Source organism: Corynebacterium sp. HMSC074C05, assembly GCF_001838325.1.
Taxonomy (GTDB): domain Bacteria; phylum Actinomycetota; class Actinomycetes; order Mycobacteriales; family Mycobacteriaceae; genus Corynebacterium; species Corynebacterium amycolatum.
The window spans coordinates 295569-312321 of sequence record NZ_KV836285.1 but is presented as its reverse complement, the minus strand read 5'-3'; the positions used below and the strand labels follow the sequence as shown (position 1 = coordinate 312321).

At 57.0% G+C, this 16753-nt stretch carries 14 protein-coding genes; 6 read left to right on the top strand and 8 right to left on the bottom strand.

The features are described 5' to 3' along the window. Positions 1–161 precede the first annotated feature (161 nt). Both HMPREF3042_RS04665 and HMPREF3042_RS04660 read left to right on the top strand, forming a co-directional pair. Complete coding sequence (locus HMPREF3042_RS04665; protein WP_168168125.1) at positions 162–917, top strand: SDR family NAD(P)-dependent oxidoreductase; 756 nt, start codon at positions 162–164, stop codon at positions 915–917. 90 nt (positions 918–1007) lie between these two features. Next, positions 1008–1451: a DUF2871 domain-containing protein gene (locus HMPREF3042_RS04660; RefSeq protein ID WP_070856212.1), complete on the top strand. Its 444-nt coding sequence runs from the start codon at positions 1008–1010 to the stop codon at positions 1449–1451. Positions 1452–1562: 111 nt separating this feature from the next. Here HMPREF3042_RS04660 and HMPREF3042_RS04655 read toward each other — a convergent pair whose 3' ends face one another. Genes HMPREF3042_RS04655 through HMPREF3042_RS04645 form a run of 3 tightly spaced genes read right to left on the bottom strand, consistent with a single transcriptional unit; the run spans position 1563 to position 6052 of the window. Beyond that, positions 1563–4187 carry an ABC transporter permease gene (locus HMPREF3042_RS04655; RefSeq protein WP_070856206.1) on the bottom strand — a complete coding sequence of 875 codons (2625 nt, stop codon included), beginning with the start codon at positions 4185–4187 and terminating at the stop codon, positions 1563–1565. A gap of 20 nt (positions 4188–4207) precedes the next feature. Next, positions 4208–5002 carry an ABC transporter ATP-binding protein gene (locus tag HMPREF3042_RS04650; RefSeq protein WP_224783758.1) on the bottom strand — a complete coding sequence of 265 codons (795 nt, stop codon included), beginning with the start codon at positions 5000–5002 and terminating at the stop codon, positions 4208–4210. Positions 5003–5020: 18 nt separating this feature from the next. Further along, positions 5021–6052: a pseudouridine synthase gene (locus HMPREF3042_RS04645; protein WP_070600965.1), complete on the bottom strand. Its 1032-nt coding sequence runs from the start codon at positions 6050–6052 to the stop codon at positions 5021–5023. A 297-nt stretch (positions 6053–6349) separates the two neighbouring features. Between HMPREF3042_RS04645 and HMPREF3042_RS04640 the strand changes: the two genes are divergently transcribed. From HMPREF3042_RS04640 to HMPREF3042_RS04630, 3 genes are all read left to right on the top strand, one after another. Beyond that, a complete protein-coding gene (locus HMPREF3042_RS04640) occupies positions 6350–7249 on the top strand; it encodes a universal stress protein (protein WP_016421688.1) in 900 nt (299 codons plus the stop codon). A gap of 344 nt (positions 7250–7593) precedes the next feature. Then, positions 7594–7887: a GlsB/YeaQ/YmgE family stress response membrane protein gene (locus tag HMPREF3042_RS04635; RefSeq protein ID WP_070437310.1), complete on the top strand. Its 294-nt coding sequence runs from the start codon at positions 7594–7596 to the stop codon at positions 7885–7887. Positions 7888–8274: 387 nt separating this feature from the next. Then, complete coding sequence (locus HMPREF3042_RS04630; protein WP_016421686.1) at positions 8275–8895, top strand: TetR/AcrR family transcriptional regulator; 621 nt, start codon at positions 8275–8277, stop codon at positions 8893–8895. A 52-nt stretch (positions 8896–8947) separates the two neighbouring features. Here the strand turns inward: HMPREF3042_RS04630 and yidC are convergent, their stop codons facing one another. The 4 genes from yidC to HMPREF3042_RS04610 all read right to left on the bottom strand — a co-directional run bounded on the left by yidC (position 8948) and on the right by HMPREF3042_RS04610 (position 13902). Then, on the bottom strand, positions 8948–10306 hold the full coding sequence (yidC, locus tag HMPREF3042_RS04625; protein WP_070600966.1) for a membrane protein insertase YidC: 1359 nt from the start codon (positions 10304–10306) through the stop codon (positions 8948–8950). 196 nt (positions 10307–10502) lie between these two features. Continuing rightward, on the bottom strand, positions 10503–10856 hold the full coding sequence (locus tag HMPREF3042_RS04620; protein ID WP_016421684.1) for a histone-like nucleoid-structuring protein Lsr2: 354 nt from the start codon (positions 10854–10856) through the stop codon (positions 10503–10505). A 348-nt stretch (positions 10857–11204) separates the two neighbouring features. Next, positions 11205–12962, bottom strand: a complete 1758-nt coding sequence (locus HMPREF3042_RS04615) for an alkaline phosphatase D family protein (protein WP_224783757.1) — start codon at positions 12960–12962, stop codon at positions 11205–11207. Between the two features lie 160 nt (positions 12963–13122). Continuing rightward, the gene (locus HMPREF3042_RS04610) at positions 13123–13902 is read right to left on the bottom strand and encodes a DUF6474 family protein (RefSeq protein WP_016421682.1); all 780 of its coding nucleotides are present in this window, start codon (positions 13900–13902) and stop codon (positions 13123–13125) included. Positions 13903–14075: 173 nt separating this feature from the next. Between HMPREF3042_RS04610 and HMPREF3042_RS04605 the strand changes: the two genes are divergently transcribed. Further along, positions 14076–15896: a ribonuclease H-like domain-containing protein gene (locus HMPREF3042_RS04605; protein WP_070600967.1), complete on the top strand. Its 1821-nt coding sequence runs from the start codon at positions 14076–14078 to the stop codon at positions 15894–15896. Positions 15897–15900: 4 nt separating this feature from the next. Here the strand turns inward: HMPREF3042_RS04605 and HMPREF3042_RS04600 are convergent, their stop codons facing one another. Further along, positions 15901–16746: a crotonase/enoyl-CoA hydratase family protein gene (locus HMPREF3042_RS04600; protein ID WP_069359720.1), complete on the bottom strand. Its 846-nt coding sequence runs from the start codon at positions 16744–16746 to the stop codon at positions 15901–15903. Positions 16747–16753 lie beyond the last annotated feature (7 nt).

Below are 16753 nucleotides of genomic sequence, written 5' to 3'. Positions count from 1 at the left end.
GCTTTTGTTTTACCCACAAGTAAACAACATAAACTAGCGTAAGTGTTTTAACGCTGTATCTTTTTGTCGGCATGTTTATTCCCATACAGCACTCTTGGTCGGCGCCGTTTTAATTGCCTGAGCCAGTCAGCTGTATCTTGGAAATCATGCGAGTGGGAATCGTGACTGGAGCATCTCGGGGCATAGGTGCCGTCTTCGCCGATAGGCTCGGGCAGCTACGTCCAGACCTAGATGAAATCTGGTGTATCTCTCGTAGCTACAACGATGATTCTTCCAGCGAGGCCGCTGAACACTCTAGGACCCAAGGTTCGCGTCTTCGATATCTTCGTCTAGACCAGTCCGATGATGATTTTGGCGATAAGCTCCGGAATCGTGTTGAGCGCCATCACGCGACGATAGTTTATTTAATCCTCAATGCCGCGTACGCGAATTATGGCGATGTTAATACCCAGGACTTTTCGCGGGCTGATCAAATGATACAGACGAATATTCGCGGAACGGTCGCAGCGGTTTACTCTCTAAACGATTTATTCGAAGAGGATGGCCACATTATTCTGGTTTCGTCGATCTCGGCTGTAGCACCAACTCCAGGGCTCGCGGTGTACACAGCATCGAAAGCGTTTATTCGGCATTGGGGTATCAGCCTTAGGGATGAATTAAGGCCTAATGGTGTAACTGTAACTATTTGCTACCCGGGAAAGGTTAAGACCAAGGCGCTCCGGGACGTCGTGAAGCAGGCGAAGTCGGTGAAGTTGCGTTGTATGCCTGAGCAGAATCTCAGTTATCTGGTGGAGCGCACGTTACGTGCAGCGGAGAGCGGCCGAGCGGAGGTCGCACCCGGTCTATATGGTCTGGTGATGGCTCTATTTAAGGCTGTGCCGAAACGTGTTGTGGCTCGATTCGCGCGGTTAGTTTGAGGCCCTCTAGTTTCGCGGTATCAAACTTTCGTTTAACCCCCTGGGTTTAGTCCATTTAGAAGCCAGTGTTATCTGAGTAGGCTACGAAGTATGCGTAAGTTATTCACAGCCGCTTCGGTCTATCTCGGTCTTGGTCTATTTTCTGGCGTTTTCTATCGTGAATTTACCCGTGCAATGGATTTTGGCGATAAAACGCAGCTCAATACGCTGCACACGCATTTCCTTGTTCTTGGCATGATCTTTTTCTTGGTTGCGCTGGCATTGGATGGTCAATTCAATATTTCAGCTGTCAAGGGCTTTGATCGCTGGTTCATTGTTCAGAATGTCGGCATTGTTTGGACGATCGGCATGATGGTGGCAAACGGTATCGTCCACGTTGTTTCAGGCCCGGAGGCCTGGGGTCCGATGTACTCGGGAATTGCAGGACTCGGCCACATTATCCTGACGGTTGGCTTTGTGTGGTTCTTTATGCTTCTCAATAAGGCGCTGAAGAATCGTGAACGCGTGGATCGCAAAGCCAACGCAGCCGTATAAATTTCCAGCGGAAATGCGTGAGTCGGATAGCTGATTCGGCCTAGGTAATAAGGCGAAATAGAACCCCGTGCAGAAACTATATCTGCACGGGGCGCTTTCATATAGCGGCGGCTATTCGTCTGCGATAGCGGCCAGAGGTGGTGTCTTCGCGGCCTTCTGACCAGGTCCGAGAGCAGCAATAACGCCTACAAGCGCAGACCCAAGCAGCATGAGAACAACCTGCAGCCACGGTACCGCAATAGTATTCAGGCCCTCATCCTTCAGCACGGTCAGCAGTGACCAGCCAAGGAACAAGCCGAGGACAATACCCACGACTGCGCCGAAAATGGAGATTTCCACAGATTCCAGGCGAATCATCCGGCGAACCCCCGAGCGCTGCAGGCCGACGGCTCGAAGCATGCCAATCTCCTGGCGGCGCTCGACAACTGAGAGCGCGACAGTATTGATAATTCCCAGAATCGAAATGATGACCGCCAGTGCCAGCAGTGCGTACACGATTCCCAGCATGACATCGATAGAGGCATTAGCCAGGCCCGCAAACTCCTTAGCAGTCATCACTTGTACTACGAGGTAGTCCGCAACGGCGTCGCTAAGCTTTTGCTTCATTTTATCCAAGGAGCCGCTGTCTGCCGCGATGGAATTGGAGACATCGACGTAGGTCTGGAAGGGCAACAGGTGGCTGCTTTTGACATATTTATGGGCGGCTTCGTCGGAGACAATAATCGACTGGCCTGGATCTCTTGTGTCAGCAAAAATGCCAGTGACAGGGAGCCGTGTTACGCCGCCTTTGGAAACCACTGCAAGTTCAGTGTCAACGTTCCAACCATTCTTTTTCGCCGTTGATTCGCTGATGACAATTCCCGCATCCGGCATAGCTAGGTCAAGGGATCCTTGGAGGGCGCGAGTGCCGTACCATTTGCCGACGTTGGAGTTGAAAACCGACACATTGCTAGATTCCGGTCCGACTTCAGTTTGTTCGCTGTCGGCAGTCATCATCGTGGCGGCTTCTTCAGGTGGGATCACCAGCAGTGCACCAATCGACAACGTTGCGGTGTCTTCGACACCATCGATATCCTTCACCGCGTCCTCGACACCAAGAGGCAGAGCCGAATGCGCAGTCAGAGGCGGTGAGAGCACGAAGTCAGCCGTCAGATTGGTCTCTGACCACTCATTGACCGCCTCCTTCATGGACACGCCGAACATGCCAATCACAGTCACCAGCGCAAGTCCGAGCGTCAGTGCAAACGATGTGGTTCCCGTTCTGCGCGGATTGCGGTGAGAGTTCGTTGCCGCAAGCTTGCCGACGGTTCCAAAAGGCGCACCTACGACGCGCCCCAGTCCTCCGATCAGAGGCATGGACAGCGCAGGACCGACAAGCCAGACGGAGGCTACGGCCATCACCGCACCGACACCAACGAAGATGGCGCGAATCTTGGTTTCCGCGTCGTTCCACTGCAATGCCCAGGCAATGATTGCAATAGCAGCGGATGCCAGCACTGCGCCGGTCCACGTCCGAGCACTGAGACTATTGCTGGGTGTTTGGTCCCCAGAGCGCATGGCTTCTACGGGAGGGACTGCGCCAGCGCGGGCCGCCGGTGTCCAGGCGGCAATCATGGTAATTACCACGCCGACAATGAGAGGCACGATAACCGCAACCGGTTCGAATGTCAGGCCGTCGCCGGGCATGGAGATACTCATGGCATCGAGAAGCATGAATAGCCCCTGGCTCAGCCCAAACCCCGTGATTACACCGAGTGCAGAACCGATGAGGCCAACAATGAATGCCTCCAAGAGGACGGACGCAGTGAGCTGTCGTCGTGAAGCACCGAGGGCGCGGAGGAGAGCGAATTCCTTCATGCGCTGAGTGACCAGCATGGTGAAGGTATTGGAGATGATGAAGATGCCGACCAGCAGACCGATGAGCCCGAAAGCGATGAGGAAGTAGTTAACAAAGCTTAAGGCGGAGGAGACACGTTCGGAAGCCTCGTCGGCGAGCTTAGAGCCGGCCTCTACCTTGAGGTCGGGGAACGCAGCCGCGACGTCACGGGTGAGTGCGGCGGCGTCGGTGGTGGAATCGGCAGCGAGGGTGAACATGTCCGCATGTCCGTCTTCGCCGTAGAGCTCGCGCCACTGATTCTGGGTGAAAAAGACTGTGAGATAGCCGGTTTCGTCGATGGAGGTATCAGCGATGCCGACAACCTTCACCGTCGCCCGCTCGAGACGGGTGGCCACCTTGATTTCAGTGCCGACGTGGAGGTTGCCGAGTTCGGCGGTGGTGGAATTGACGACCACCTCACCTGGTGCTTCCGGTGCGTGTCCCCCGGTAATCGTGACCTTATTGCCCACTGCTTCGGCCGCTGGATAGTAGGGAAGACCCAACGATGGCGAACCATTGGTCTGAATCGGCTTGCCATCGGCTCCCGTGGCCGTAATGCCGTTGTTGGGATTGCCGATGTTGAGGGCGCGCACCCCAGGGAAGTTCTCTACCTTCTGTTCAGTTTCTTTGGTGAGCGCACCGGGATTGTCAGCAGGGGCCGTCACCACCACGTCGACACCGTCATAAGCGGTACTCATTGCGCCCTTAAAGGCCTTGTCCAGCGATGATGTGAACACAAATGCGCCGGTGATGAAGGCCGTGCCCAGCACGACCGAAATAATTGTGAGCACGAGGCGCAACTTGTGCGAGGTGATGTTGCGCCAGGCGACGCGGCTCAGCGTGGAAGACGATGATGTCATGGGGGAGATGACCTGCCTTCCTAAAGATTCTCAATATCTGCCATGCGCGCCAAGATATCGGCGGGCGTGGGATTGCGAAGCTCGTCAACCACGCGGCCATCCGCGAGGAACACAACACGGTCTGCGTAGGACGCGGCGGTGGCATCATGCGTCACAATGACGACGGTTTGGCCGATGTCATCAACCGCATCGCGGAGAATCGTCAATACCTCACGAGATGAGTTCGAGTCCAAGTTGCCCGTCGGCTCATCGCCAAAGATGATCTCCGGCCGGCTGACAATGGCACGCGCACAGGCGACACGCTGCTGCTGGCCACCGGACAGTTCCGAGGGGCGGTGCGTAAGCCGTTCTTTAAGCCCGAGGCGCGTGGTGATTTCCTCGAACCACTGCTTATCCACCTTCCGACCAGCGATATTGATAGGCAGGGTGATGTTCTCTGCCGCCGTCAACGTCGGCACCAGGTTGAAGGACTGGAACACAAAGCCCAGGCGATCACGCCGCAGCGCCGTGATTTCCTTGTCCGACAGCTTCGACAGATCCGTCGCGCCGATGTACGCGCTTCCCGACGTCGCGGAGTCCAAACCGGCCATGCAGTGCATCAGTGTCGACTTACCGGACCCGGACGGGCCCATAATCGCGGTGAACTCACCAGCGGCAAAAGAGATATCGACATGGTCCAGTGCAGTAACAGCGGCATTGCCGACACCGTACTTCTTGGTGAGCCTCTCAGCGTAGGCCGCCGCTGGTGGGGCGGAATGTTCCAAAGAAGATTCAGCGGATGATTTAGCGGATTGTTGTGCATGCTTGGCAGACATGGGGGAGGGGGTTCTCTTCTAATTAGATTTGATCAACGGCGAATTAATATCCGGCAGCGAAAGCGGATTGAAAACGCTGCGGCGGGAATGGAACGTTCGTTGTTCACCAGTCACGGGGTCAGCGAAACTCATTTCTACACAGACCAGGTGCAGGGGCTCCGAGGTATTCTCGGCCTCCAGCGGCAGAATCTCCGGGTAGTACTGGTCGCCCAGGATGGGAAAGCCCAGCTCACTCAAGTGCAGCCGCAGCTGATGAGTGCGTCCGGTGATGGGTTTCAATTGCCACAGCGCAACGCGACCACTGTCGGCAGCGAGGCCGTCGGCGTCCGAAGGCACGTCGACAAGCGAAATGTGCTCGATGATGGTGTGGGCGTTTGGCTCGCCCTCGAGAGTATAAGCCTGCATCTGGCCAGCAACTTTATGCTGTCGTGTGCGCAATTCCAGCGGGGTCTCGGGCAGGGCTTCGCTGGTCGCGCCAGCGATGGGTGTGGGCGATGTCAGCGCGTGATAGCGCTTAGTGACTTCCCCAGATGCGAAAAGCCCCTGGTAGGCGCCACGAACTTCGCGCCGGGCGGTAAAGATGAGCAACCCCGACGTCAGTCTGTCGAGGCGATGCGCGGGAACCAACTCCGGATTTCCCAGCTCCCGCCGCAGGCGTACGACAGCGGTTTCCGTGATGTGTCGGCCGCGTGGCATCGTTGCCAAAAACGACGGCTTGTCGACGACCACAAGGTTGTCATCTTGAAAGACAATCGGCATCGGCCCCGCGATTGTGCGCTCCGGTGCCGGGGTGCGGTAAAACCACATTTCCGCGCCGGGCTTCACCATGTCATCCGGACTGTACGGCACTGAGTTGGCGCGAACGACGAGCCCATCTGCAAAGCGTTTAGCCACGGCCGCTTCATCATCGTCCGGGTGGCGGTGGGTTTGACCTGCGATAGCGCCTGTGAGCAGATCCCACGCACGGGTGGGGGCATCGCCACGACGCCCGGGAGCGGCGATGCGGGATGGGTTGAGCCCATCGCGAATGGGCAGTGGCATGCGACGCATACGGCTGACTTTAACAGGTGCCCCGGATTCATCTGGCGGGCAAGCGGAGCTGCTGTGGCAGAGCGGTGTTGGTATCGCCCCTAATGGCGTAGGTGGACAACATTCTGCCCTGTCGGTCGCAACATAATGGGGGTAGGGTGGAGGTGAAAGTAATAAAAAGGTTGGCTCGGAAGAGTTGACTAAATAGCAAAGCTTGTCCATTAAAATGGCGTCCAAGCAGGTGCGATAGGTGTAGCTGCGTTGCGGTCGGGCCGCGGAGAGCCAATTTTTATGGATCGCATAATAAGGAGGCAATCAATGCCAAGGCAGAACATCATTGTGTGCGCGGTCGATGGCTCGGAGGCATCCAAGACCGCCGTCAAGTGGGCCGCTAACACCGCAGTGAAGCGCGGTGAGCCACTCCGTCTGGTCAGCAGCTACTCCATGCCACAGTTCCTCTACGCAGAGGGCATGGTTCCGCCGCAGGAGCTTTACGACGATCTTGAGGCCGAAACCCTGGAGAAGATTAACGAGGCCAAGAAGATTGCCCTCGACTTCGCACCGTCGGTAGATGTCAGCCACCAGATTGAAGAGGGCAGCCCGATTGACATGCTGCTCGACCTGTCTGAGCAGGCAACCATGGTGGTTATGGGCTCTCGCGGTCTGGGTGGGCTCTCTGGCATGGTCATGGGTTCGGTTTCCGCCGCTGTTGTTTCCCACGCATCGTGTCCGGTTGTTGTTGTCCGCGAGGACAACCTGGTCACCGATGAGACCAAGTACGGCCCGGTCGTTGTCGGCGTCGATGGCTCCGATATCTCCGAAAAGGCAACGGAGTACGCATTCCGTGAGGCCGATGCCCGTGGTGCAGAGCTGATTGCAGTTCACACCTGGATGGACATGCAGGTACAGGCTTCCCTGGCCGGTCTTTCTGCAGCTCAGAGCCAGTGGCAGGTTGTGGAAGAGGAGCAGAAGGCTCTGCTCGGCCACCGCCTGGAGAAGTACGCTAAGAAGTACCCGGACGTGGCCATCAAGAAGGTCGTTACCCGCGACCGCCCGGTTCGTGCTCTGGCTGATGCCTCGGAAGGCTCGCAGCTGCTGGTCGTCGGCAGCCACGGCCGCGGTGGTTTCAAGGGCATGCTGCTCGGCTCCACCTCGCGTGCACTCCTGCAGGCGGCTGCTTGCCCGATGATGGTCGTCCGCCCGGAGACTGACGCCTAAAGCGCCCTTCGAGGAGGCTGAAAAAAGACGCCGGTGCCGGTCGTGGACGTGCGTTTAGCGCCGAGAACAGAAACCGTTACCGAATATTTATAAGTAGAACCTAGCCGGTTTCCGACATGTCTCGGAGATCGGCTTCGGTTTATAAAAATGGGGCCTCTCGTCTGCATAAACCCCGTTTTCATGCAGAAAGTACAGATTCTATAAGGGTTTTCCTGTGGTTATCCGACTGTTATCTCGCTAGTTTCCCAGTGGCCGAAATGGCCTGATAGTGCTTGCAGTAGGTGCAAGATATTTTGGAAAGCCTTATAGTTGAGTCAGAACGATTTCGGAAAGGAATATCTATCATGAACGAGATTCTTCTTGCTGCCTCCTTTAGCCCCTCTCTGGGCTTCTTCGGCTGGATTATCATCGGTGGCCTTGCCGGTTGGATTGGTTCCAAGATTATGGGCACCGATGCTTCGATGGGCGTCGTCCTGAATATCGTCGTCGGTATTGTCGGTGGCTTCCTCGGCGGTTGGCTGCTCACCCTGTTCGGCATTGATGTCGCCGGTGGTGGAATGATCTTCAGCTTCCTTACGTGTCTGCTCGGCGCCGTGATTTTGCTGTGGATTGTCGGCCTGGTTCAGAAGCGTAAGTAAACCAAGAAAACAACCAAGAAAAACAGCACAGCTCAGCACAAAGCGTCGTAACGCTGCTATCTACTGGATAGTGAGCTAGAGCGCGGGGCATCTCATTAACATTGAGATGCCCTTTTTCTTGTGCGGTTGTCGTGAAGTTGGCGTTCTGCGGTTGTCGCGACATCTGTTGGGGGCAGTAATCATCGCACGCTAAAGTAGGACTAGAGGCTGAAAGACTGACTAGTTTGTTCTTTTACAAAATCACAGTCGCAGATGCGCCTACAATGGAATATCACAAACTATAAACGCCCTGCTCAGTGTTGCGAAAGCAATGACGCGAACGCCGATATCTGCGAGTAAGCAGCTGTTATAACGGGGTGTGACTTTGGAAGGACGAGAGGTACTGCCGTGGCAGAAGCGACAACGGGCAAGGGCGCAAAAGGCGGCCGCGCTTCCTCTCGCCGTCGTAACCGCCCCAGTCCGCGGGAGCGCCTCCTGACATCAGCGACAGCTCTGTTTACAACGGAAGGCATCCGCGTTGTCGGCATTGACCGCATCCTGCGGGAAGCTGATGTCGCCAAAGCCAGCCTGTACTCGTTGTTTGGATCCAAGGACAAGCTGGTCATCGCGTATCTGCAAGACCTCGATGCCAAATGGCGGGAGGCTTGGGAGCAGCGAGTGGCCTCGTTGGATACCCCGGCGGAGAAGATTCTCGCTTTCTTCGATCAGTGTATTGCGGAGCAGCCGGCAATCGACTTCCGTGGTTCACACTTCCAGAATGCGGCTAGTGAATATCCACGGCCGGAAACGGAGTCGGAGCAGGACATCCGCCAGGCCGCAGCCGATCACCGCTCCTGGGTTTGGCAACAGCTACACACGCTGCTGACTGAAAATGAATCTAGTATGCCGTCTGCTCACGCAAATATGCTGTTGCTCTACCTCGACGGCGGCCTCGCGGGTGCCAAGATGTCCAAGGATCTGAACCCGCTGCAGATGGCGCGCGACCTGGCCCGTGACTTGGTCACGTAAATACCTAATTCCCTTTTTTAACGCGCCCTAGTTCTCGCCTTTTGCTCACGGGCTAATCCCGGAAGCGTTTCCAGTCCGACTCCTTTGAGCCGGTGGCTTTCTTAACCATATTCTTCGTATTCTGGCCGAGCAGCATTCCCAGGTTCTTTGCAATCAGAATTGGTTTCGGCCGCTTCTGCGCCTTTTGTGCTTTCTCGGCTTGTCGTTTCATGTCTGCCCGCACTTTAGCCAGGCCGGGAAGCGGCGGAACTATACCCGAGGAAATCTTCATATCCTGCGTCAGGGACGGCAAATTGTCCTGAGCGCCAGGCCTCATCTGGGTCACCATGTAGCGAACCTTCGCAATTTTCAAAGCCTGGGCATATTCTTCGTCCTGCTTTGCTTTACGACGGTCCCGCGATTCCTTCTCAATAGCGGCATATTCGCTCTTATACTGCTTTATTTTCCACGGAGCGAATGCGGATTTGATATAAAAGCGACGCTTGGCCTGCTTTAACTTCTTCTTTTCTTCCCGCTCCGATTCGTATTCACCCTTTTGGTGGTTTTGCAGAGTTCGGAAATCGTCCGTGAGTGGGTAGGTCTTTTCTACATAGCGGGTGAGAATAATATTTTGGGTCAGTGTCCAGAAGTTATTGGTGACCCAGTAGACAATTAGAGCCACAGGTGTTGGGCCAAAGAACCCCGCGAAGAGGATCATCAGCGGTGCGTAGATAAGCATTACGCGCATGAATTTGCTGAGGAATACACTGACGCTATTGGAATAGTCGAGAGTGCGCTGCAACCGGCGGTAGGAAATGACCAAGTTAAAACCGGTGAAAATGGCCGCTGCCACGATGCCGATAATGCAGAAAGCTAACAGCGAATCATGATTGCCCCCAAGGATTTGTAGTTGCTCCGGGTCCATGCGCAGATACGCGGGTAGAGGCTGCCCCAAGAATGTCGCGCTCAGAAAGTCGGAAATCTCATCCTTAGAGATGAATCCGACATTATGAGACGCAGGCAGTCCAGGCCCCTCAGACGCCCGCAGCATGTGCCTCAGCATGCGAACAAGGCCCATAATCACGGGAATCTGGACGAAGAGGGGCGCCAGCATTACGGAGGTCTTAATACCTTCGGCTTTGCGCATTTCCTTGCTGGCAAAGTTTACGTATTGTGGCGAGTTCGGCTCGATGCTCCTGCGGTAGCGCTCCTTGAGTATAAAAAGCTGCGGCCGTAGGTTGGCCGTCTTGCGCGCCGAGATAAATTGCTGGAACGCGAGAAACGCCAGAGCGCCACGCACCGTAAACACCAGCAGGAAGAGAGAAAGCGTCCAGGACAGAGAAGATGGCAGGTGAAACACTGAGGCCAGTAAAAGGTACCACGCCTTAAGGACAAACGAGACCAGCCAAACAAATGGTTCCAAAATAACCACGGGCCGACTCCTCCATGTCAAGGATAAGAAAAGTAAGACAACCGGATGAGGCCGGTGTGCCAATTCCAGCCGCTATCCTAGCGACTCGAATCACCTGCCCCAACTTTAAAACAGGGCCCCGCTGTGGCGGGACCCTGTCTTTAAGATAGTGAAGCTGGATGACATCCAGTGGAAGGCAAACGAACCTGGGTGAGAACTAGTTAGCGCTCTCGTACTTTTCAATAATGTGCTTTGGCAGCGCACCGCGGTCTGCAACATCCATGCCATTCTCTCGTGCCCACTGGCGAATCTTGCGATTGCGATCACGGGCCTCAGCGGCATTGGGATTAGCGGAAGAGCGCTTACGCGGAGCTACAACCGTGCTGTGATCAATAGAAGCGTTCGCAATATACGGTTCTAATACCTGCTCGAACTTCTCAGCATTTTCCTGAGAGAGGTCGAGAATGTAGTTCTTACCGCGGAAAGAGAAACGAACGACTTGGTGATCTGCGGAATCAAGCGGAGTCCCATCAAGGTCGTCGATGTACTGAATTAGTTCGCGGCGTGCCATAGAATCCCTGCCTAAGCTTGGTGCTGAACTTGTAATAATGAAGAAGGCTTACGGTGAAACTTCAATACGGTGAAATTTCAAATTAATATCAAGCCCTGTTTTCTTTCCCTCACAGTATAAGTGCAAAGAAATTTAATGTCTATTGACGATAATTGAGTTAGATTGTGCAACTTATATCGAATACATGGTTTGTTAATAATTCGATTAATTGTGCACAAGAACTTGGGGTAATAAAAAGACGGCCCTGCATGTTGTGCAGGGCCGTCGTGAACAGCAACTACGCTACTGAGAGCGCAATGCGGGGTGCGCTCTCAGTGGTCGTCGGAAAGCGAAAGGATGAGAAGGCGCTTAAGCCTGGGTCATGCCCTCACCAGGCTTGCCTCGGTAGGTAGCGGCGACGAAAAGTGGCTGGTTCGGTTCCTCCTTGACCTCGACGAGGCGGTACTCAGAGGTAACGTCCTCGCGGCCGAAGTAGACAGCGGTGTAGCCGTGGCGGTCGAACTCGAGGTAGTTGACGTACGGGTTCGCAGCCTTGAGTCCAGCGGTAGCAGCCAAGGAAATCGGGTTGTCCTGAGGCAGCTTCACAATGTCATCGATGTTCGGGGCGCTGACGGAAGTACAGACAATCTCAATGGCGGCAATACCGGCACTCGGGTACTGGCCCGGGACCTTCGGTACGTTGCAGTTCCAGGAGGAGTGAATATCGCCGGTGAGGAAGACAACGTTGTCGTAGCCCTCCTTACCCATGATGTCAATCAGCTTACGACGCTCAGCAGCGTAGCCATCCCACTGATCCAAGTTGTACGGCAGGCCGTCCTGAGGCAAGCTCAGCAGCTCAGTGACAGCGCGAGTGGCCTCCGGATCCAGCGGCGGAACCAGCACTGGAGTGAACATGACGGAGTTGCCCACGACACGCCACTTTGCGCTCGAGGAACGCCACTGGCCGAGCAGGTAATTGAACTGCTCAGAGCCGAGCATGGAGCGACTCTCATCATCGGTTTCGCCAGCGCGGATGAACTTCAGCTGCTGGTCACGGTAGGTGCGCAGGTCCAGCATGGTCAGGTCGGCGAGATCGCCGAAACGGAAGCTGCGGTAGAGCTTGCCGCCCTGGGAGAAGGGGACAGCGCGAACCGGCAGCCACTCCAGGTAAGCCTGGATAGCGGCGTCGCGGCGGGCAACGTAGTCGCCTTCGGTCTCCGGGTCGTGGTTCTCAGCGCCACTGTGCCAATCATCGTTGGCGACCTCGTGGTCATCCCAGGTCACAATCCACGGCTTTGCGCGGTGAGCTTCCTGCAGGTCCGCATCGGTGCGGTAGGTGGCGTAGCGCAGGCGGTAGTCAGCGAGAGAAATAATCTCGTGAGCCGGCTTGTGGTCACGAACCGGGCCCTTGCCGGAGTAGCCACCGGCCTCGTACTCGTAGATGTAGTCACCGACACACATAATGATGTCGATGCGGTCATTTTCCGCCATATCGCGGTAAGCGGAGAAGAAGCCACTTTCCCAGTTAGCGCAGGAGGTCAGCGCGATGCCCAGGTGATCTGGCGAGGAGTTCACCGGCGGCGCAGTGCGAGTCTGGCCAATCGGGGAAACCTGGCCCGCGTGATTACCAGCGGTGACGGTAAAGCGGTAGAAGTAGTAGGAATCAGCGGAGAGACCCTTGACATCGATCTTGACGGTGTTGTCAGCATCCGGGTCGGTGTTCAGGGCACCAGAGGCAACGATGTTGCCGAAGCCCTCATCAGAAGCGACTTCCCACTTCAGTGCAACAGGGCGGCCCTGGTTTGCACCTGCGGTGTCGCCTGGGTGCGATGTCACACGAGTCCAGATAAGAACGGAGTCCGGCAGTGGATCGCCAGAGGCCACACCGTGTTGGAAGACCTGAAAACCACCAGAACCGCCAGCATTAGCTGGGGACTGCGACTCAGGATTGGCCCCCGCACTAGTAGCGGTCGCCAGGCCGATGGCGCCAGCAGCAGCACCGGTAGCGCCGGCACGCAGTACGGCACGACGAGTAGGGGTGAATGGCTTTTGGGCTGTTGCGTCGCTGTTCGAGACTGCGCCGTTCAGATCCGAGGCTGCAGTCTGAGATTTATCTGAAGATGGCATAGCCCTCATTACAGTAGTTCTCAGTCCGTAGCGCCATCGGAGGGAGAAAATAGCCCGATACGGGGGTACTAAGAGCGAAAGCGCGACTATTGCTGCTCAACAACAGTCGCGCTTAGTTCGACGAATCTCGGCGAGTGGCCTTAACCCGAAGCGGCCAGGTTTACGCGCCCAGCTCCGAAATGATCTGGCGATCCAGAGAATCCAGCTCTGCGGTAATGGAGTGGTGTGCGCGACGACGCTGCTCCGGGGTCATCTTCTCGGCAGTGTTAATGGCGTCAGTCATGACATCCAGACGCGAGTTGGCGTCCTTGATAAAACCATCGGTACCCTTGACACCCGACTTACGCAGCTCTGTCAGTGAACCACGAGTGGCCTCAATGCGGGCCAGCAGCGGCGCACCGTGCCCCTGGTAACGAGCGGCATCATTAGCGGAAACACCGAACTTCTGCGCGGCCGAAGAGTGTTCACGGCGCTGAATGGCAGTGATGGCGCGGTAGGCCAGCGGAACCAGCACCGGTACCAGCAGGCGTGCGCCACCGATCCACGACTTTGCCTTGTCCTTGTTGAAGCCCTGGCTGCGCTGCTGTTGCAGGATCTTCTCGGCCATCTTGGTCTGGTGGCGCTGCTTGGCGGCCAGCGCCTTCTTCTCGTCCTTGGCACTCGCCTTGCGGATCTTCTCCGCGCGCTTCAGAGCACGGTTTTCCAGCTTGAGTTCCTTCTTACCGAGCTTTTCCTCAGAACGAACGCGGCCAGCGGCCTCCTTCAGCTCCAGCTTGTGTTGGTGCTTCTGGTCGCGCTTAGCGGCCTTGACCTCAGCCTTATGTGCCTTGCGATTAAGTCGAGCTGCGTGGCGAGCCTCTTCCTTAGCCTTCGCCTTGGCAGCCTTCACCTGCTTGGCGGTTTCGCGCCGACGCTCACGGATGTCACCCAAGAAGCTCATTTTTTCCTTCGCCTAGTTGCTCGCAGATAGTCCCTCCGGAAAAGTGGGGCGGAAAACCCGTAAACCCCACCGCGCCGGAGTGCGCTTGCCAGATGCAGTGGCTGCATCACGATTCTTGCTATCCAAGCTTAACGTGAAACTTCCTACCGAGTGGCGATACGCTAATTCTCATTGTGACTGATTCATCCGTTTCGCGCCCGCTTCTCCACGCGAGCGACCTCATCGGCTGCCGCTACCGGCTGAGCCTCGACCTCCGCGAGGGGCGGCTAGTCGAACCTGCTTCTCACCATGAGCACCGCTTGCCGACGTCCATCGCGTCCATCCCCGGCCTGTACACAGTGGCCTCGGGACCGGACGCTCACCTGGATACCCTTGAGGCCATCGCCCGCGGAGAAAGCGTCATCACCGGTGGCGTGCTCATGCATGAGCGTCCGATTCCCGGTGGGGTGTACTCGGGAATCGACGAGATTTGCCACCCCGATCTGCTGGTCAAGGTCGATGATTCACCACAGACGACCTCACCGACGTACATGCCGGTCCTGGTTGTCACACGGCACCTGCTCTCTGCGCGCAAACCGGGCCGGCGGCGTAAGCCGTCGTCAAGCAATGCGGCGCGTGCGGCGGCGATGAAGGTGCGACTGCTGGGCGTTGATCGGCTCGGGCGTGCTGGCGTGATGGGGCGGACCCTGCGTCAGGCGATGGTTGTCACGGACGAGTGGAAGCTACGGCATTACGGACCCGATGCTGTGAAGCTTGGGCAGGCAGCGGCGATACTGCACCGCCTGGGCGTGTCCTGTGGTCTGGTGGGGGCGATTAGTGCCACCGGGATGAACCTGGATACACGGCATATTGTCATTGCCGATGAAGGTTCGCGCGTGGCCTCGTACCGGATGGCGTTGCGGGATGCGCGTGATGCCGTCGCTGCCACTCAGGGGCGACCGTCACGGTTTACGCCAGGCACCTGGCCGCTGGCGCCACGGCGCATCCGGGAGTGCCGAACCTGCCGTCACCACGACCTTTGCTTGGATGAGCTGACCGCAAGTGACGATATTTCCCTCCTCCTACCTGGCGATAAGTCCATGCGGTTGCGCAGTGTGGGCATCGACACAGTCACGGCACTGGCGCAGGCCAGTACCAACACTCCGCACGTCAGCAAGGAGCAGGTGTGGATGGCGAGGGCGCGGCTTGCCGACGTCGACGCGCTCCGGGTAGCCGCTAAGACATCGGCCCCGCGTGGCGATATTGAGATGGATATCGATATGGAGGCGTACCCCAACGATGGCGCCTACCTGTGGGGAACGTGGGTGCCTGGGGAGGACTACCGCGGGTTTATCACCTGGGAGCCACCGGGGCCAGAAGGGCTCGGTGGCACGGCAGAGGCCAGGAACTTTGCGATTTTCTGGGATTACCTGATGCGTCGTCGAAATGCGGCGCATGAACAAGGCAAGACCTTCCGCGCCTATTGCTGGGCGGCAGAGGGTGAGAACTATTGGCTGCGTCAGAGCGCCACCCGGTTCGGCGGCCAGGAATTTGTGGTGCCCGCAGATTCGGCGGAGCTGGCTACAGGCGATGCGGCTGGTTCCAGTTCCGAGGCAGCTGGCCCGACAAAGATTGTGCGGGTGCCGACCCGCGAAGAAGTGGACAAGTTCATTGCCTCGGAGGACTGGGTGGACATGCTGAAGGTCGCCCGTCGCCAGATCCTCTCCACCGTCGGCATGGGGCTTAAAGTCGTGGCCCCGTGGTCGGGCTTCCACTGGCGCGACGCCGATGTTGACGGCGAGGCATCGCTGGATCTGTATCGCATTGCGACGGCCACTGACCTTGACTTTGTCTCGGAACAGTCCTTTGAAAAGCTCACGCAAGCCGAGGCTCGCGCCATGCTGCTGCGCTACAACGGCGATGACTGCCGATCGGTAGCCCACGTCCGCGACTGGCTGGATTCACAGCGCGCGGCCGCGGACCTGCCGCATGGGGATGACCTGCCGGTTCCTTAGCGCGCTAACCACGCGCCCACGTGCCGCGCCGGGCGAACTTAGGTGAGACCTTCTTCATCGCAGCATTGCGAATAATGGCCGTGTTCTTGCGGGCTAACAGCAGCAGCTGCTGTGTGCGCTCGGCACGGAATGTTGCGCGAGGAGAGCGGTGCACATCGCGGAAAAGCCGCTTCGTCGCCGCCAGCTGATCCGGCGAGCGTGTCGCCAGCTGTGCCAACTTCTCCTTGGACAGCTTGAGTGCAGCGTCCTCCGTGTCCACGGCCCACGTCGCCAGACCGATCTCAGTTGCTTCCTTGCCGTTGAGTTCTTCGCCAGACATGGTCAGCCAACGTGCAGTATCGGCGCTGACCTCATCGAGGATGGTTCGCATACCGGACATATCCGGAATCAGTCCCCACTTCGCTTCGAGGATTGACCACTTGGCATCGCTCGTAGTAATGCGGAAATCAGCACCTAGTGCAATCTGTAGACCACCGCCGTAGCAGTGCCCATGCACCGCCGCAATGACCGGCACCGGCAGGCCTCGCCAGTCCCAGCAGGCGCGCTGGAACAGGTTTGTGCCGTGGATATCGGGGACGAATGAGCGCAGGATGCGTGAGGGCTTCTTAAATGCCGAGGCGAAATCGAGTCCAGCGCAAAACGATTTGCCCTCGCCACGTAGGATTACGCCACGCAGATCACGGTCAGCTGCCAGTTTCCGGGCGACGGCGGACAGCTCGGTCAGCATCTCAAGTGTTAGACCGTTGAGTTTGTCTCCGCGGTCCAAACTGACGACAGCGATTTTCGCCGCCTCTGAATCAGCTACGGCGAGGTATTCATAGGCGACGTTGACATTGTTGCTGGTGTTCATGGGCACT